Source organism: Rhizobium chutanense (genome assembly GCF_002531935.1).
Taxonomy (GTDB): domain Bacteria; phylum Pseudomonadota; class Alphaproteobacteria; order Rhizobiales; family Rhizobiaceae; genus Rhizobium; species Rhizobium chutanense.
This window is the reverse complement of the sequence record NZ_NWSV01000034.1, coordinates 15,997-32,919: the sequence shown is the minus strand read 5'-3', so window position 1 is coordinate 32,919 and position 16,923 is coordinate 15,997. Positions and strand designations below refer to the sequence as shown.

Sequence of the window (16,923 nt, the reverse complement as noted above, 5' to 3'; positions counted from 1 at the left end):
AGGGGATCACTCGGATGTTGCGCGACGAAAACGATTCCGTCGAGCTGAGCGGCTCGACAGTCTTCAAGGACGAGCGAAAGCAGGCTTATCTCAATCCCGATGGAGCCGACCGGCCTCTCATCAGCCCTGTGCCGGCGGCGACGCTCGACCGGGCGCGCCGCTACCGGCTCGAGCGGCTGCGCCTGAAAATGCGCGAATGGGATTGCGGCGCCCTGCTGCTCTACGATCCCGTCAACATCCGCTATGCCTTCGACTCGTCGAATATGAGCATCTGGACGATGCACAATCCGTCGCGCTACGCATTGATCCTGGCCGACGGCCCGGCCATCATTTTCGAATTCGAAGGCGCCGAACACGTCAATGACGGGCTCCCCGGTATCGACGAGGTCCGGCCGGCAAAATCCTGGATCTTCTTCACCGCCGGCAACCTCATAGAACCCCGCCTGAAAGCCTGGGCGGACGAGATCGCCGACCTGGTGACGGGGAATGGCGGCAACAGGCGTATCGCCGTCGACAGGCTCGAACCATCAGGGGCGTTCGAACTCACCGAACGCGGATTTACCCTCCTCGACGGCCAGGAACTGGCAGAACGGGCGCGGTCGATCAAGAGCGCCGAGGAAATCGAGCTGATGCGCTGGACCATCCGCGTCTGCGAAGCAGGCATGGCGCGGATGTATGAAGTGTCCGAGCGGGGCCGCACCGAACGGGAAATCTGGGCGGAACTGCATTTCGAAAATGCGCGCAGCGGCGGTGAGTGGCTGGAGACCAAGCTGTTGACCGCAGGCCCCCGAACCAATCCCTGGTATCAGGAATGTTCGGACTACGTCATCAAGCGCGGCGAGATGATATCCTTCGACACCGATATGATCGGCCCCTACGGTTATTGCGCCGACCTCTCGCGCTCATGGACAGCAGGCCATGTGGCGATGAACGCCAAGCAGAAGGAGCTTTACGCGGCGGCCAGGGACCAGATCGAGCACAATCTTTCGGTCATCAGGCCCGGCATGACGTTCCGGGAGTTCAACGAATTGTCCTGGCGGATTCCGGAGAAATACCAGCCTTATCGCTACACGCTGGCCCTGCACGGCACCGGCATGGCCGACGAATGGCCGGGGGTGTTGCTGCATCCGGATTTCGATCCCGATTTCAGCGGCATCATCGAGGAAAGCATGGTGCTCAACGTCGAAAGTCTGATCGCCGAAGCCGGATCCGAAAGCATCAAGCTGGAAACCCAGGTCCTGATCACGGCAAGGGGAGCCGAACGGCTCGACAGCTTTCCGTGGGAAGAGATCTGACCTCTTCGTGCGATAGATGTTCCTGCTTCAGTGCGCTCTCGAAGCCGCCGCGCGATGCTGCGACGGCGTCTGCCCGAATGTGCGCTTGAAGGTTCTCGTGAACTGCGAGGCGTTTTCGAAGCCGACGTCGAGCGCGATCTCGATCAGCGGTGCCTTCGACTGCACAAGGATCGACTTCGCCCGCTCCATGCGAACGCGATTATAGGCCTTGGCCGGAGACATTCCCGTCTTTTCGATGAAGATTCTCTCCAGCTGCCGCCTGGAAAGCCCCACCATGGCGGCAAGCTTCTCAATCGGCATGCTGCCGTCGACGAACTGTTCCATCGTGATCATCGCCGCCTTGACGCGGGCGTCGCCATAATCGTCGTACAGCGGGCGTCGGGGCTGGATATCCGCCGGGGTTCGGGCCTTCTCGATCTGAAGCACTTCAAGCGCGTTCCGTTCGGCATCGCGGCTGATATATTTCCTGACCAGCAGCGCCGCCATGTCGGCCGAACTGCTGCCGCCCGCGCAGGATCCGCGCTGACGATCGAGATTGAAAAGCCGATCGGACCGGACACTGAGATCGGGAAACCGTTCGCGAAACTCCTTGTAATGCAGCCAGCTCACGCAGGAATCGTGCCGTTTCATCAGGCCTGCCTCGGCAAGAATGAACGAACCGGTGCAGACGCCGATCAGAGGCACCTTCTTGGCGTCCGCCTGCTTGAGAAAGGTGATGGTCTGCTGGTCGACAGGCTCTGCCACCGTCAGCAGCCCGCCGACGACCACGATGTAGTCGAATTTCAACGGATCGACGAAATCGGACGTCGGAGCAACCTGGACGCCGCAGCTCGAGGTGATCAGGTGGCGCGTGCTGCCGATCACCTGCCAGTCGGCAAGTACCCTTCCGGAGCGATCCTGTTGATCGCTCGCAAGCCGCAGCGTGTCCACGAAGAGCGCGAAGGCCGATAGCGTAAACGATCGCGACAGCACGAATCCCACTTTGAGCCGCGCACCGGATTTCGCGACGCCGTCTCCCTGTCGATGCTGCTCCGGTCGCATAGTCATCTCCTCGCCGCCTCTGAAACCTCGGAAAACGCGCTCATCGAATTTGAAAACCGTGTGCCAGCGGATCACGGTCGTCGACAAAAATGGTGTTGTGGCCGATGACGCGCGCCCAGCCGCCGATGCTTGGAAGGATCCCGCGATAGGGTCCAATCCTTGCCTCGGCTTCGACCCGCCCCTCGAAAATGGTTCCGATCAGGCTTTCATGACGATATCTCGACCCGACGGCCAGCCGTCCCTTTCCATGGAGCTGGGCCATGCGCGCGGAGGTGCCGGTGCCGCCCGGCGACCGATCGATGGCCTTGTCCCCGTAGAAGACCGCACAGCGTCCGTCCGAGACGTCGTTCACCGGGCGATCGCACCAGATCGCATGATGCACGCCTGATATCCTCTCGTCGTCGGGATGAACGGGATGGCAGGCACCGGCAAGTGCCGATCTCAGCTTCTGACTGCAGCCGACGATGTCGGAGGCGCTCATGCCGTCCAGTCCGCTCCAATTCTCTTGCGGCTCGACGACCGCGTAATAGTTGCCGCCGTAGGAAATATCGACGCGCAGACGGCCCATTCCGGGAACATCGACCTCGACATCCGCCTCATGGAGATAGCTCGCCACATTGTGGAGACGAACGGAATCGACATATCCGTCCTTCTCCTCATAGGTGACGTCGACCCTGCCGGCCGGTGTTTCGATGGCGACCCTTCCGGCTTCGCGCGGCTTGACCAATCCCTCTTCGATCGCGGCGGTCACGGTGCCGATCGTGCCGGCGCCGCACATCGGCAGGCAGCCGCTCACCTCGATGAAAAGGACGGCGAAATCGCAATCCTCCCGATAAGGGGGATAGATGATCGAGCCCGACATGATGTCATGCCCCCTCGGCTCGAACATCAGCGCCTTGCGGACCCAGTCGTGGTCGCGGACGAAGATTTCCCGGCGCTCGCCCATCGGCAGATGCGGAAGCAACGGGCCGCCACCGGCGACGAGACGGACGGGGTTGCCGCAAGTATGCGCATCGATGCAGAAGAAGCTGTTTCTCATTCGGTCAAGTCCTTGCTCATCTCGCCTTCGGCAGCCTGTCGCGGTCGAGCAGACCGCGGGACAACCGGTCGAGCAGAAGGGCGACCGCGACGATCGCCAGGCCTGCCCTGAGGCCGAGCCCCATCTCCATGCGCGTCAGGCCACGCGTGACTTCCGCGCCGAGCCCGCCTGCACCGACGAGGCCGGCCAGCACCACCATCGCCAGCGACAGAAGAATGCACTGGTTGAGGCCGACGAGCAGCGTCTGCTTGGCAAGGGGGATTTCGATCTTCCAGAGGATCGAGCGCGGTGGGGCGCCGATGGCGCTGCCGAGCTCGATGAAGACCTTCGGCACCTGATTGAAGGCCAGCGTCGTCAGGCGCAGCATCGGCGGAATGCCGTAGACGATGGTGGCGATAATGGCCGGCACGCGTCCGAGGCTGAAGATCATCACCGCGGGAATGAGGTACACCCATGGCGGCACGGTCTGCATCACGTCGAGAATCGGGCGAACCACCGCCTCCAGCGTCTTGTGCCGCGAGCACAGGACACCGATCGGAAAGGCGATGAACACGGAGATCATGACGGCGACGCTGACCAGCGCAAGCGTCTGCATCGATGCCGTCCACAGCCCGACAAGCAGGCAGAAGCCGAGGCAAAGACCAGCAAGGATTGCGGCCCGCAGGCTGACGGCAAAAAATGCCAGGACGACGACGATCGCGATCAGCGCATAGGGCGGCACGAAGAGCAGTGCCGCCTCGATTGCCGAAAGCACGGTTTCGACCAGATAGCTGATCGCCGCAAACAGGGGATGAAGATTGGTGTTCAGCCAATCGACAACAGGGGCCAGGAAGGCGCCGGGCGAAAACTGCAAGATCGAAAGATTCATGACTTCCTCCCTGTTCCCAAGCGAGCGGCACTCTGTGTTATCCGGTCAATCACCATGGTCAGTACCACGATCGCGATCGCTCCATTGATTGACGTGGCGATGTCGAGTGTCCTGATCGCGCCGTAGATCGTCTCTCCGAGCCCGCCGGAACCGACAATGCCGGCGATGACGACCATGCCGAAGGCCATCATCAGGCTCTGGTTTATGCCCGCCATGATGCTCGGCAGCGCAAAGGGAAGGCGAATCTTGAAGAACATCTTTGCCGGCGTCATCCCGAGCGCCTCTCCAAGTTCGATGAATTCCTTGGGTGTCATGCGGATGCCGAGCGAGGTCAGGCGGATCGCCGGCGGCACGGCAACGATCACGGTCGCGATCAAAGCCGTCGCCGGCCCATAACCGAGCAAGGCGATCGCCGGCAGCAGGTAGATATAGGGCGGCATTGTCTGGATCAGATCGAGGCCCGGCTCCATGAAACGATCGAGCGCGGTGAAGAAGCCGGCGGCGATCCCGATCGGGATGCCGATCGCCAGGGCGATCGCGGTCGCCGTCAGCACCAGAGCCAGCGTGCTCATCGTCTCCGGCCAGAGCCCCATGGAAAAACACAGCGCCAGCGCGACGCCGCTCAGCAGGGCAAACCAGACATTGACCAGCCGCCAGCCGATCAGCGCCACGATCAGAGCGATGACGTAAAAGGGCGGAAGCTCCAGGAGCCAGAGGATCCCGTCATAAAGACCTTCCAGAACCTGTCTGATATGCTCGAAAAGGAACTCGCCGTTGTCGCTCACCCATTCGAGCGCGGAGTCCGTCCATTCGTCGAAAACATCGGTGAAAGCTGAACTATCCATGTCCATCAGCTCCAGTTGGGCTCACGCCGTGGTGAGATCGTGGGCGGAGGTTCCCTTGACGCCCATCAGCAGGCTGCGCGGCGTGACGACGCCGACGACCTGATCGTTGTCGACGACGGCGATGGCGTCGCGCTCCGACTGCATCGTCAAGGAGATGAGCTCGTCGATATCGGCGTCCGGCGTCGTACGCGCCAGCGAGGCAATGTCGAAGGTCGGCGAGTCCTGCTGGAATTCGGCAACGCTGCGCATGACGGAATGCGCCTTGATCAGGTGAAGACGGGATATGCCCGCGACGAATTCGGCGACGTAAGCGTCCGCCGGGTTGAGGATGATTTCCTCGGCCGTGCCGGTCTGGATGATGACGCCGTCCTTCATGATCGCGATGCGGTCGCCGATGCGGATCGCTTCGTCGAGGTCATGGGTGATGAAGACGGCGGACTTGCCGAGAGCTTTGGTCAGCTGGCGGAATTCATCCTGAAGCTGGCGCCGGATCAACGGGTCGAGCGCGCTGAACGGCTCGTCCATCAGAATGATCTCGGGGTCGGAGGCGAGCGCGCGGGCAAGTCCGACGCGTTGCTGCATGCCGCCGGAAAGCTCATTGGGATAGCGGCTCACCCAGTCGGCGAGGCCGACTTTTTCGAGGGCAGCGGCGGCGGTCTTGTTTCGCTCAGTCTTGGCAATTCCCTGGACTTCGAGGCCGAAGGCCGCATTTTCCAGGACCGTACGGTGCGGCAGCAGAGCAACGCTCTGAAACACCATGCCGATGTTCTTGGCGCGCATCTGCCTGAGATCGACGGGCGACAGGCTGGCAAGGTCGCGTCCTTTGACCAGAACCTTGCCGGAGCTCGGCGTGATCAGCTTGTTAAGGAGGCGGATGAGCGTCGATTTCCCGCTTCCCGACAGGCCCATGATGCAGAAGATTTCGCCGCGCCGGACCTGGAGGCTCGCCTCGGAGACGCCGACGACGCAGTTGAATTCCTGCAGAACCTCTTTCTTGCCGAGGCCGCGCTCCTTGATCGATTTCATCGCGGCGGCGGACTTGCCGCCGAAAACCTTCCAGAGGGACTGACAGTCGATCAGGACATCATTGATATCGGCATTGACGCTTTTCATAGCGATCCCCTTGAGCCACTCAGCGCTCGCTTCTCTCATTGAAGCTCGGAGTGGCCGCCCGACGGATCGGACGGCCACGACGCATTTAGTTCTTCTTGATGTTTTCCCAGCGCTTGATCAGGTCGGCATGGCTGCCGATCCAACCCTGGACGGCCTGGTCCATCGTCTTGCCATCCTTGACTTCACCGTTGATGGTGGTGATGTCGGCGATCGGCACGTAGACGCTGGCCATGACTTCGCGGGCATGCGGATATTCTTCGGAGAAGCCCTTGTGGCCGATCCAGTAGTAGGTCTGCGGCGGCGGGAAGACGCCCTTCGGATCCTTCAGGTACTTGACCTCGTACTTCTGGACCATCCATGACGGTTCCCAGATCGTCACCGCGATCCACTCCTTGCGATCGTAGGCGGATTTCAGCGCCGCCGTCATCGCGGCCGTGCTGCCCTCGACGAGCTGGAGCTTGAGGCCGTAATCCTTGACCGCATTCGCCGTATCGCGCATCAGGCCGGCGCCCGGCTCGATGCCGATGATCTTGCCGCCGAACTTGTCGGCATTTTCATTGAGCTGTTCCAGCGAGTCGATCGGAACATATTTCGGAACGGCGACGCCCTGATAGAGGCCGTGCGACACGGGCGAAATCTTTTCGAGACGGTTCTTGTTCTTGTCCCAATAGTCCGAGGCCACATAGTCGGTCTGCGAGGTAAGGGCCTGGATGTCGCCCTTGGCGAGAGCGGCATAGGCGATGCCCCATTCGGAGAACTCGGTCACCTTGACAGTGTAGCCGGCGTCTTCGAGAACCTTCTTGGTGATGCCGGTGATGGGCGTCAGGTCTTCCCACGCCATCGTGCCCAGATTGATGGTCTTTTCTTCCGCGCGCGCAGGAAGGATGCTGATTCCGATCACCGCAGCGGCGCAAAGCGCCCTCCACAAAGTCTTCATTGTTCTTACTCCTGGTTTTGTTCCCATTCTCATTGAAGTCTGCGGGCGGCAGTCTTCATATTGCGCGGCCGAGGGATCATCCCTCGCGGCCTGCACGCAATTCCTGCAAACGGATCACCGCATTGATGCCCAGCCATGCGAAAGGCTCCGGGGGGATCCTCGACGGTTCGGGGTGATCCATAAATTCTTCGAGATGCCGGGAGGTGGTCCCGGTCGCCAGCTCGGCCGCCATCATGCCGGCGAGCGTGCTCTTGACGGTTCCCAGTCCATTCTCGCAGCACGCGGAGTAAAGTCCTTCTTCGACTTCGCCGAAGGCGGGCACATGGTTCAGGCTGAGGCATATGCGCCCGGCCCAGCTGTGTTCGAACGGGATGCCCTTCAGGCCGGGGAAGCGTGCGTCGAGCGAGCGCCGATGTTCCCAGGCCATTGCCCGCAGACGGCGTTCGGTCAACGCTATGGTCGTGTCATAGGTCCATCGCGTTCTGAGCACGATGCGCGACAGGCCTCCGGACGTGATCTTACGAACTGTCGCCCCCATGGCGTCCGCAGGGAGCAGTGCCCACCTGTCCTGGCCGCTGACCTTGCGTCCGAGATCTTCCGCGGCGAAGGGCGCCGTCATCGAGGCATAGCCGTAGAAATGCATCAGGCGGCGGCGGTAGTAACCGAAGTCGTCTATATGACCATTGACGCCGACAATCACCTTGGGTGCGCTGACCGTGCCCCGTGGAGAAGCCGCCGTCCAGGTTCCGTTCTCCCGCTTCAGTGAAGTCACCGGCGAGTGTTCGAAAATGTCGACCTTGCCCGAGAGCCCGCCAGCAATCGCGCGGATATAATCGGCAGGCTGGATCAGAACGGCACCCGGCGTATAGACGCCGCCGAGATAATAATCCGATCCCGTGATCTCGCGCATTGCGGCAGCATCGAGAAAGCTGTGCTTCTCGCCGGCGCCCTTCAGCGACTGGCCGAAGCTGAGGTTCAGCTTCATGCCCCGTTCCGTCGCCGCCGCATTGATCTTCCCCGCAGGGTCGAATGTTTCGCGCGGCATGCCGTATTCCTGCGCGGATTGTGCGGCGAAAGCGATCGCGGAGCGATTTTGTGCCATCTCCGAGCGGGTCGTGTCCACCTCTCCGCTCGAATACTCGCCGCCCGCCAGATTATGCGGGACGTCGATCATGAAGCCGGAGTTCCGGCCGGAGGTGCCTTTGCCGACCTCGCTCGCATCGAGGACGACGATCTTGTCGTCCGGTCGAAGCTGGAGGAGACGGCGGGCCGCGGAGAGGCCCGCAAATCCGGCGCCGATGATCAGCCAGTCTGCGGTAACGTTGCCTTCCAGGCTCCGGACCGGGAACGAACGCTTGCTGATCGCCTCCCAGCCCGAGATGCCGTTCTCAACCGGCAGACGTTTGACCGGTTTCGTGATCATCGGATCGTCTCGTCCACCGAACGTTCCGAGACGTCGATCCAGATGGTCTTGAGCTCGCAGTAATTGTCGTGGGCAAAGATCGACTTGTCGCGGCCGCCGAAACCGGACTCCTTGTAGCCGCCGAAGGGCGTGCTCGCATCGCCTTCACCGAAGCAGTTGACGGTGACCAGACCCGCACGGATGTCCCGCGACACCCGGATCGCGTTGCGCAGGCTGCCCGTGTAGACCGACGCCGTCAGGCCGTAATTGGTATCGTTGGCCAGAGCGACGGCTTCGGAGAGGGTCTCGAATGTCGTTACCGACAGGATCGGCCCGAAAATCTCCTCCTTGAAGAGGCGGCTGGCAGGTGTGACACCGTCAACGACCGTGGGTTCGATAAAGACGCCGTCCTGGGTTTGCCCGCCGAAGGCCACCGAAAGCTTCTCGCTCTTCACGTCGTCGAGGAACGACCTCACCTTTTCGAAATGGCTCTTGCTGACGAGCGCACCGATACGGTTTTCCGGATCGAGCGGATCGCCGGTCTTCCACTCGCGCATATAGGCGCCGATCCGCTTGAGGAGTTCGTCCTTGATGCTGGCGTGAACGATAAGGCGCGAGGATGCGCTGCAATTCTCGCCCATATTCCAGAAGGCGCCGTTGACCACCTGTTCGGCGACGAGATCGAGGTCTTCAGCGTCGTCAAGCACCACGGCCGGGTTCTTGCCGCCACATTCGAGCACCACCTTCTTGAGGTTGGAATCGGCAGAATAGTGGAGAAAGCGACGGCCGGTGGGGGTCGATCCGGTAAATGCGACCATGTCGACGTCCATATGCAGGCCGAGCGGTTCGCCGACTTCCCTGCCGCTACCGGTGACGACGTTGAAAACGCCTGCCGGGATACCGGCCTCGAGCGCCAATTCGGCGACACGCAATGTCGTCAGAGTGGCTTCCTGGGCGGGCTTGACGATCACCGAGCAGCCCGCAGCGAGTGCCGGCGCGATTTTCCAGGCAAGCATCAGCAGCGGGAAGTTCCACGGCAGAACGCAAGCGACCACACCGATAGGCTCACGAACGACCATCGCCAGCGCATTGGGACCAACGGAATTCGTGTTGTCGTACAGCTTGTCGATCAGCTCGGCATGCCAACGGATCGTGTGGATCGTGTCGGGGACATCCACGGTCTGGCACTCGCGGACCGGCTTGCCGCTGTCGAGGCTTTCCATAACGGCAAGTTCGTGGCGGTTGCGCTCCAGCAATTTTGCGAACTTGAGCAGCGTTTCCTTGCGTGCGCCAGGCGTCAGTTGACGCCAGCGGCCATCGTCGAAGGCTTCACGGGCCTTGGCGACGGCGTAGTCAACGTCGCCTGCATCACAGGCAGCGATCTCGGCGAGGAGCTCGCCGGTTGCCGGATTGGTGGATTTGAAGGTCTTGCCCGACTTCGCCGGACGGTACGCACCGTCGATGAAGGCGTTGGTGGGCAGATGGAGGTCTTTGGCGAGTGCCTTGTATTCGGCGGCGGTCAAAGGTTCATGCATGGTTGGCTCCCGACGTGATCTGGGCGACCGTGCGCTTCAAAGTGGCGACGACAGTCTCAAGGGTTCTCTTCTCTTCGGAGGTCATGCCGCGCAGCGGCGCGCGCACCGGACCTGCCTTCAGGCCGATGATCTCGCAGCCGTGCTTGATCGACTGGACGAACTTGCCGCATTCCAGGAAGTCCATCAGCGGCAGCATTGCCGTCATGATCGCCCGGCCCTTGTCGAAGTTCTTTTCGAGGACGCAGGCCTCATAGAGGGCGACATGTTCGCGCGGCAGGAAGTTGGAGCCGGCGCAGACCCAGCTCTTGGCACCCCAGGCGAAGAATTCGAGCGCTTGGTCGTCCCAGCCGCAGGACAGCGAAATGTGCGGAAATTTCCGGGCGAGCAGGTGAAGATTGCCCATGTCGCCGGAGCTTTCCTTGATGGCGACGACGTTCTTCGACTTGCCGACGCGGGAGAAATACTCCTCGCCCATCACCACGCCCATGCGGGCGGGATAGTTGTAGAGCATGATCGGCAGGTTGGCGGCACGATCGACGGTCAGCGCATGGACCGCGTTCTCGCGTTCGGTCGGCAATGCGTAGGGCGGCGACGACACCAGGATCACATCCGCACCGATTTCCTTCGCCGCCTTGGCGTATTCGACCGAATCTTCGGTCCGCGTGGCGCCGGTGCCGATAATCAGCGGCAGCCGCGTCCCGATGACCTCCTTCGCATAGGCCCCGAGCTCGAAACGTTCCTGGCTGCTCTGAGCGTAGTATTCGCCCGTCGAACCGCCGACGATGATACCGTGGACGCCCGCCTCGATCAGCGACTCGAGCACGGCGGCAAATCCGGCCTTGTCGATCTGACCATCCCTGTCGAGCGGCGTTACCGCCGGTGTATAGATCCCCTCAAATTTCACGATGACTTCTCCAATATTTGCGTGGCTGGACCGCCCACGAAGGCGTCCGCCTTGAGGCCCTGCGGAGCGATGAACATCTCCATGTTCTCGCGAGACAATTCCCAATGTTCGAAAACGAGATCGACGACGGCATCCTCGTCGTGAGCGGCGAGCGCTGCGATAAAGCCGTCATGATGGTCGACGGCCAGTTGAAGCCGCCGCCTCATATCCTCGTTTCTCGGCCGAAAAAACGTGTGACCGATGCGCGCGTGGTCGATGAGCAGCCGGCCGAGGCTCGGCTGCATGTAGACGTTGCCCGACATCTCGCCGAAGATTTCGTGAAAGCGATTGTTCTCGAGAACCATCGCAAGGGCGTCCATGCTCTGGCTGGCGGTACGAAACCGCTCCTGCGTCTGCTTCAGGTCCGACAGCTGGGCGGGCTTGAAGTTCTGCACCGCGAGACGGCCGATCGCCGCATAGATCATCGGGGCGACAAGAAAGAAATTCCGCAGCGTGGAGTGGTTCATCGGGATGACCCGCGCACCCCTGTTCTCACGGATGTCGATATAACCCTCGCCGGCAAGGCGGCGGAATATGTCGCGCACCGGCGTCCGTGAAAGCCCGTATCTTTCACTCAGACTGGCCTCGTCCAGATCGGCGTCCGGATCCAGCTCCATCGTCAGAATCTGGCGTTTCAGGTCTTCGTAGAGATTGCTCTTCGGTGTCTTCGCCATCGTCGATCTCCCGCCATGTGTTGCTCTACACCGTGAAGATGGCATGTCTTTCGTGAGGAGTCAATTATTGTGTACATTACGTACACAATAATTATTTGAAGGATACACAATTTCTTTGGGCGCACGTGATTGGGGGTGATGTCCCGTTGTCGTTGGCTTAATGGTTGGCGGATTATGCGGTGGGAATGAGCGACCCCGCCATCAGCTAGCCTGCGGCTGGTCGAGGAGATGCTCCTTGAGCGGGGGAGCGGCTCTGTTCTCGATGAGATCGTCCGGACCCGCCGCGATACCATTGCTGGTCAGGCTGCCAAAGAGGCAAGGTCTGGGGCCAAAGCCCTGCGCCGGACACATCATCGCCAGCGACGACATAATTGTGATGGCATTGTATGAGGTGCGTCGCCGTTGTACCATCTAGCCTGACGGTTGCGCAAAGTGCTCGGTCTATAGCTGGAGCCATAGTCCGGTCGCGCGCTTCAACCCGATGAATAAGTGGCCGCGGATCATGGAACTTATCGTCGCCCTTGGCCTGATTGCCTTCAAGGTCGCGTTTCTGATTGCGATCCTGCTGCTGCTGCCGTTGCCGCTAACCTGGCTGGAGCGCAAGGTCGCCGGGCATATCCAGCAGCGGATGGGGCCGATGCGTGTCGGGTGGCACGGGCTGTTGCAGCCGATGGCGGACGGAATAAAGCTCTTAACCAAAGAGGACCACATCCCGGCCGAGGCCGATCGCTTCCTGTTCAAACTGGCGCCCATCCTGGCGCTCGCCCCGCCCTTTGTGGTGTTCGTCGCGATCCCCTTCGGCGAGAGCATCTCGGTCCTCGGCGCCGAGATCACCCTCTACGCCTCCAACATGAATGTGGCGTTACTCTTCGTCTTTGCGGTGATCGGGATCGAGGTCTACGGCGTCATCTTCGGTGGCTGGGCCGCCAACAGCAAATACGCGGTCCTCGGCAGCCTCCGAACCTGTGCGCAGATGATCAGCTACGAGATCCCGATGGGATTCGCGGTGATCGGGGTGGTCATGTTGGCGCAATCCATGAGCCTGCTCGACATCGTGCGGGCTCAATCCGATGTCTGGAACATCGTCTACCAACCGGTCGGCTTCTTCGTGTTCTTCGTCGCCGGATTGGCCGAAGCGCAGCGTATTCCCTTCGATCTTTCGGAGGCGGAAGGCGACCTGGGGGCTGGCTTCCATACCGAATACAGCGGTATCCGCTTTGCGTTTTTCATGGTCAGCGAATATGCCATCGTGTTGCTGGTGTCGGTCCTGGTGGTAATCCTGTTTTTCGGCGGCTGGAACGGTGTCCTGATCCCCTTGCCACCACTCCTCTGGTTCGTGCTCAAGGTCGCATTCTTCGTCTATGTGTTTATCTGGTTCCGCTTCACTTTCCCCCGCTACCGCTACGACCAACTGATGGCGATCGGATGGAAAGTCTTGCTTCCTCTGTCGATGGCGAACATAATTATAACCGGTGTACTTTTAGGGGCCGCAGCGGCTCCGTAGCGAGGCGGCAATGTCGCGCGCGCAGGACAGAGTAGGAACATGGATTGGCTGGACATTCTTCGCCGATCTGGTGAATGCGTTGGCTCTGACCTTCGGCTACCTGTTCTCCAAAACCGTCACCATGCAGTATCCGGACAAGGAAAAGTGGCTGCCCTACTCACGCTATCGCGGGCATCACTTCCTCAAGCGCGATGAAGAGGGCGAGATCAAGTGCGTGGCCTGCGAACTCTGCGCGCGGATCTGTCCCTGCGACTGCATCGAAGTCGTCCCCTACGAGGACGCGAAAGGCAACCGGCACCCGGCCAAATTCGAGATCGACACGGCTCGCTGCCTGTTCTGCGGGCTGTGCGAGGACGCCTGCCCAGCGGATGCAATCGCGCTTGGCCAGCAGTACGAATTTTCGAGCTTTTCCTCGCGTGACCTGGTGATCGGGCGCGACGACCTGCTCGCCAAGCCGGGCAAGGCGGCAACCGGCGGCGGCGTGGTTGCCGCGCGCCTGAATACAATGAAGGACGTGCTCGTCGAGACGAAAGAGACGAAGGGCTACAACTGGTGGCGGAATATCCGGCGAACGTGAACGCGCGCCATCCGTGAAGCCGGAGCGTGCAGACAGGAGGCTCAGATGCTTGTCGGCGAAATCATGAAGAACAAGGGTGCAGGTGTCATCACGGTCGCTCCCGATCAGACGATGGTGGAAGTCTTGAGGCTGTTTCGCGACAACAATATCGGCTTCGTCGTCGTCAGCCAATCGAACGATGAATACCTGGGCTCGCTATCGGAGCGGGATTGCTGCAATGCGGTGGCGGAATACGGGGCCGAGGCGGCGATGATGCGGGTGGCGGATGTCATGAACCGCAATGTGGCGACCTGTTCGACACGGGATTTGCTACCCGTCGCGATGGGGATCATGACCCAGCGGCGTACGCGTCATGTGCTGGTCATGGATGGAGGCGACGTTGTCGGCGTGGTCAGTATCGGTGACGTGGTTAAACACAGGCTCGACGAAGCGCAGCGCACAGAGCAGGATCTGCAGGATTACATCTGCGGGACCAGGTATCACTGACATAAGGACGCTGGTTGGGATAGCGTGCCGGGGCCTGCGGCGCCCCGGCCCCAAATCTTCAGACCCCACGCCAGATCCGGCTCGTGCGGTCGACCTCAGGAGTGGCATGCACCTTCTGGACCTCCACCGGGCATGGGTATTCGCCCCGCCGCATCAGGCCGTTGAGACGCAAGGCTCTATAGTTTTCCGGAACGAAGACGAGGCCCTTGGGAAACCGCCTGTCGACCTTGAGCTGCGCCGTCAGTTCGCCCTGGGCGGAACGCACAATGACCTGATCGCCATCCGAAAGGCCGAGCAGCGCGGTATCCCTTGCGCTCATCGCGACATAGGGATCATTGGCGACCGTGTTCAGGATGTCCGACCGTTCGGAAAGATATCCGTTGTGGAACAGGCAGTCGCCGATGATCAGCATGAGCCGGTCGGCGGCTGCCGGGACCGGCGGCGGCGCAAAGAACCTAGCTAGAGGCGGCGTCGATACCGCCTTGGTAAATGCGCCGTCGGCGCCAAGTCCGCCCTGCGTCAATCCCTGATAGGCCGGAACCAGCCGGGCAATCTCGTCGAAAATTTCGCCTTGCGTCGACGGCCGCAGTGCCTGGTTGCGAAGCGCCGCAACGAAGTCGAAGATCGCCAGATTGCCTCGCGCCTCGAAGGCGGGTTCGTGGAATTTGCGGACCTTCTGGGTCCGGCCCTCGTTGTTGGTGAACGTGCCGGTTTCCTCGCCGTAACCTGCCGCGGGCAGGACGACCTCGGCAAGGCCCGCCGTATCCGTGAGGAAGGCGTCCTGCACGATCAGGAGATCGACGGCGCCAAGCGCCCGCGTCACGAAATCTCGATCGGGATAGGCGATCAGGGGGTCGGTTCCGACGATGTAGAGAGCACCCATCCGCCCGCCGACGCAGAGTTCCAGAATGGCGTCGAGATCCGCGCCGGGTTCGGACGGGATTTCGGCGCCCCAGGCCCGCGCAAGAGTTATGCGCGCTACATCGTCGGCGACCGCCCGCATCCCCGGCAGAGCCGCCGGCAGAACTCCCATGTCCCAAGCGCCCATCTGGTTGGCACGGTCGAAGAGGAACTGCATCGCCAGGTCCTTGCCGAGCAAGCGCAGAACCTGCAGCAGGTTGTTGATCTGCTGCAGCGTTGCGCGCGCTTCGGGGGATCTCAGCAGGTCGACGCTGACAAGCACGGTGATGCTGCGGCCTTCCTTGAGCGCCGCGGCCAGACGATCCGGCCCGTCAATGCCGGTTTCCACCGCCGGCTTTCCGATTGTCGCGTCGATGCCCGCAAGAACGTCGCCCGGCAAGGCCTGACCGACTGCCGCTACCAGACCGGCCACCACCGCCGCAAGGCTTGCCGCTTCTCCGCCCGGCAGCACGCGAACCACCACCCGGGCCTCGGCATCCAGACGGGATGGCCGCGCCGAGAGCATGAGCAATCCGGTCTGCCGCCGCCGCACGCTGTCCCGCAGCAGGTATTCGGTAACCGGGTTCTCCTCGGTGACGTTGCCGCCGATGACGAGCACGCAGTCGTTGCCGATCACTTCGTCCAGCGGTGCGCGGCTGTGGAAGCCTGCCAGTAGCGGGCCGAGCGTATCGAAGGGCGTGGACCAGCGTGACGAGCAATCAATGTTGTTGGTCCGGAATGCCGTCCGCATCAGCTTCTGAAACTGATAGAGCACCTCGTTGGGGAGGCGAGGCGAGGCCAGCCCGGCGGCAGCCTTGCCCTCGACGGCCGATAGCCGCTGGCGCAGATAGTCCCCGGCCTCATCCCAGGAAACTGGAACCAGGGCGCCATCACGACGGATCATCGGTCGCTTGATCCGGTCCCGGCTCGCGACGAAATCGAGGCCGAAGCGTCCCCGAACGCAGAGCGTTTCGCGGTTGACCCCCTCGTCCCATTTCGAGCGCACCCGCATGAACTCGCCCTTGCGTGTGCCCACCGTCAGCTGGCAACCGGTGCCACAATGCGGACAGACCGTGTCGGTCTCGGTGAGATCCCAGGGCCGCGCCTTGTAGCGATAGGGGAAGCTCATCAGCGCGCCGACCGGGCAGACCTCGACGCAATTGCCGCACTGGTCACAACTCGCGAGACTGCCCTCGAAGCCGGTGACGGCGGTATCCATGCCTTTTTCGATAGTGCCGAGGGCGACCGCGCCGACGACCTCCTCACACATCCGGACACAGCGCTGGCACTGGATGCAGCGGTTGACGTTCATGATGATGACCGGGCTCAGACGGATGTCCTCGGAGTGGAACACACGCTTGTCATCACGGAATCGGCTTTCGCGAGGCCCATAGGCCATCACCATGTTCTGAAGCTCGCATTCGCCGCCCTTGTCGCAGATCGGACAGTCGAGGGGGTGGTTGGCGAGCAGCATATCGAGCATGGAAGAGCGCGTTTCCTCGATCAGAGCCGTGTTCGCGCGCACCACCATTCCCTCGGTGACGGCGGTGGCGCAGGACGGCTGCAGCCGCCGCTGCCCCTCGATCTCCACCAGGCACATGCGGCAGGAGGCCAGCGGCGGCAGACGCTTCAGATAGCAGAAGGTCGGGATATCGATGCCCAAACGCCGGGCGGCCTGCAGCACTGTCGAGCCAGCTTCAACTTCCAGCGTTTGTCCATCGATCGTAATGCTAACCATGCTTCCTCGCAGTCCAGTTGCGGCGC

Annotated in this window: 15 protein-coding genes; 4 read left to right on the top strand and 11 right to left on the bottom strand. The window is 61.6% G+C overall.

Annotated elements, in window-relative coordinates:
* The first annotated feature begins 14 nt into the window (after nt 1-14).
* Entirely contained in the window at nt 15-1,295 is a 1,281-nt protein-coding gene (locus tag CO666_RS29855; protein WP_097615628.1) for a M24 family metallopeptidase, read from the top strand.
* A gap of 27 nt (nt 1,296-1,322) precedes the next feature.
* Here the strand turns inward: CO666_RS29855 and CO666_RS29850 are convergent, their stop codons facing one another.
* From CO666_RS29850 to CO666_RS29805, 10 genes are all read right to left on the bottom strand, one after another.
* Complete coding sequence (locus CO666_RS29850) at nt 1,323-2,336, bottom strand: GlxA family transcriptional regulator (protein ID WP_097615627.1); 1,014 nt, start codon at nt 2,334-2,336, stop codon at nt 1,323-1,325.
* A gap of 40 nt (nt 2,337-2,376) precedes the next feature.
* Nucleotides 2,377-3,375 (bottom strand): 4-hydroxyproline epimerase, encoded by a 999-nt coding sequence (locus CO666_RS29845; RefSeq protein ID WP_097615626.1) that lies wholly within the window; start codon nt 3,373-3,375, stop codon nt 2,377-2,379.
* A 16-nt stretch (nt 3,376-3,391) separates the two neighbouring features.
* Nucleotides 3,392-4,243: an ABC transporter permease gene (locus CO666_RS29840; protein WP_097615625.1), complete on the bottom strand. Its 852-nt coding sequence runs from the start codon at nt 4,241-4,243 to the stop codon at nt 3,392-3,394.
* A complete protein-coding gene (locus CO666_RS29835; RefSeq protein WP_097615624.1) occupies nt 4,240-5,088 on the bottom strand; it encodes an ABC transporter permease in 849 nt (282 codons plus the stop codon). Before CO666_RS29835 ends, CO666_RS29840 begins: the two co-directional genes overlap by 4 nt.
* Nucleotides 5,089-5,109: 21 nt before the next feature.
* A complete protein-coding gene (locus CO666_RS29830) occupies nt 5,110-6,201 on the bottom strand; it encodes a quaternary amine ABC transporter ATP-binding protein (RefSeq protein WP_097615623.1) in 1,092 nt (363 codons plus the stop codon).
* An 85-nt stretch (nt 6,202-6,286) separates the two neighbouring features.
* The gene (locus CO666_RS29825) at nt 6,287-7,138 is read right to left on the bottom strand and encodes a glycine betaine ABC transporter substrate-binding protein (protein WP_164740550.1); all 852 of its coding nucleotides are present in this window, start codon (nt 7,136-7,138) and stop codon (nt 6,287-6,289) included.
* A gap of 76 nt (nt 7,139-7,214) precedes the next feature.
* Nucleotides 7,215-8,561 (bottom strand): NAD(P)/FAD-dependent oxidoreductase, encoded by a 1,347-nt coding sequence (locus CO666_RS29820; protein WP_097615621.1) that lies wholly within the window; start codon nt 8,559-8,561, stop codon nt 7,215-7,217.
* Nucleotides 8,558-10,075, bottom strand: coding sequence for an aldehyde dehydrogenase (locus CO666_RS29815; protein ID WP_097615620.1), 1,518 nt, complete (start codon nt 10,073-10,075; stop codon nt 8,558-8,560). Before CO666_RS29815 ends, CO666_RS29820 begins: the two co-directional genes overlap by 4 nt.
* The gene (locus tag CO666_RS29810) at nt 10,068-10,979 is read right to left on the bottom strand and encodes a dihydrodipicolinate synthase family protein (RefSeq protein ID WP_097615619.1); all 912 of its coding nucleotides are present in this window, start codon (nt 10,977-10,979) and stop codon (nt 10,068-10,070) included. Before CO666_RS29810 ends, CO666_RS29815 begins: the two co-directional genes overlap by 8 nt.
* Nucleotides 10,976-11,692 carry a GntR family transcriptional regulator gene (locus CO666_RS29805; protein WP_097615618.1) on the bottom strand — a complete coding sequence of 239 codons (717 nt, stop codon included), beginning with the start codon at nt 11,690-11,692 and terminating at the stop codon, nt 10,976-10,978. Before CO666_RS29805 ends, CO666_RS29810 begins: the two co-directional genes overlap by 4 nt.
* A 502-nt stretch (nt 11,693-12,194) precedes the next feature.
* Here CO666_RS29805 and nuoH point away from each other — a divergent pair.
* From nuoH to CO666_RS29790, 3 genes are read left to right on the top strand one after another with little or no spacing between them, the layout of a single operon-like run.
* Entirely contained in the window at nt 12,195-13,196 is a 1,002-nt protein-coding gene (gene nuoH / locus CO666_RS29800) for an NADH-quinone oxidoreductase subunit NuoH (RefSeq protein WP_097615645.1), read from the top strand.
* Nucleotides 13,197-13,206: 10 nt separating this feature from the next.
* A complete protein-coding gene (locus CO666_RS29795; RefSeq protein ID WP_097615617.1) occupies nt 13,207-13,773 on the top strand; it encodes an NADH-quinone oxidoreductase subunit I in 567 nt (188 codons plus the stop codon).
* 45 nt (nt 13,774-13,818) lie between these two features.
* Nucleotides 13,819-14,259: a CBS domain-containing protein gene (locus CO666_RS29790; protein WP_097615616.1), complete on the top strand. Its 441-nt coding sequence runs from the start codon at nt 13,819-13,821 to the stop codon at nt 14,257-14,259.
* Nucleotides 14,260-14,317: 58 nt separating this feature from the next.
* On the opposite strand, the gene nuoG is transcribed toward CO666_RS29790, so the two are convergent.
* Nucleotides 14,318-16,897, bottom strand: coding sequence for an NADH-quinone oxidoreductase subunit NuoG (nuoG, locus tag CO666_RS29785; protein ID WP_097615615.1), 2,580 nt, complete (start codon nt 16,895-16,897; stop codon nt 14,318-14,320).
* Nucleotides 16,898-16,923 lie beyond the last annotated feature (26 nt).

Bases quoted from the DNA above. Each gene is read 5' to 3' on its own strand.
- CO666_RS29825 (WP_164740550.1), bottom strand. From the start codon at position 7,138: ATGAAGACTTTGTGGAGGGCGCTTTGCGCCGCTGCGGTGATCGGAATC.
- CO666_RS29850 (WP_097615627.1), bottom strand. From the start codon at position 2,336: ATGCGACCGGAGCAGCATCGACAGGGAGACGGCGTCGCGAAATCCGGT.
- CO666_RS29855 (WP_097615628.1), top strand. From the start codon at position 15: ATGTTGCGCGACGAAAACGATTCCGTCGAGCTGAGCGGCTCGACAGTC.
- CO666_RS29820 (WP_097615621.1), bottom strand. From the start codon at position 8,561: ATGATCACGAAACCGGTCAAACGTCTGCCGGTTGAGAACGGCATCTCG.
- CO666_RS29795 (WP_097615617.1), top strand. From the start codon at position 13,207: ATGTCGCGCGCGCAGGACAGAGTAGGAACATGGATTGGCTGGACATTC.
- nuoH (WP_097615645.1), top strand. From the start codon at position 12,195: ATGGAACTTATCGTCGCCCTTGGCCTGATTGCCTTCAAGGTCGCGTTT.
- CO666_RS29805 (WP_097615618.1), bottom strand. From the start codon at position 11,692: ATGGCGAAGACACCGAAGAGCAATCTCTACGAAGACCTGAAACGCCAG.
- nuoG (WP_097615615.1), bottom strand. From the start codon at position 16,897: ATGGTTAGCATTACGATCGATGGACAAACGCTGGAAGTTGAAGCTGGC.
- CO666_RS29845 (WP_097615626.1), bottom strand. From the start codon at position 3,375: ATGAGAAACAGCTTCTTCTGCATCGATGCGCATACTTGCGGCAACCCC.
- CO666_RS29815 (WP_097615620.1), bottom strand. From the start codon at position 10,075: ATGCATGAACCTTTGACCGCCGCCGAATACAAGGCACTCGCCAAAGAC.
- CO666_RS29790 (WP_097615616.1), top strand. From the start codon at position 13,819: ATGCTTGTCGGCGAAATCATGAAGAACAAGGGTGCAGGTGTCATCACG.
- CO666_RS29830 (WP_097615623.1), bottom strand. From the start codon at position 6,201: ATGAAAAGCGTCAATGCCGATATCAATGATGTCCTGATCGACTGTCAG.
- CO666_RS29835 (WP_097615624.1), bottom strand. From the start codon at position 5,088: ATGGATAGTTCAGCTTTCACCGATGTTTTCGACGAATGGACGGACTCC.
- CO666_RS29840 (WP_097615625.1), bottom strand. From the start codon at position 4,243: ATGAATCTTTCGATCTTGCAGTTTTCGCCCGGCGCCTTCCTGGCCCCT.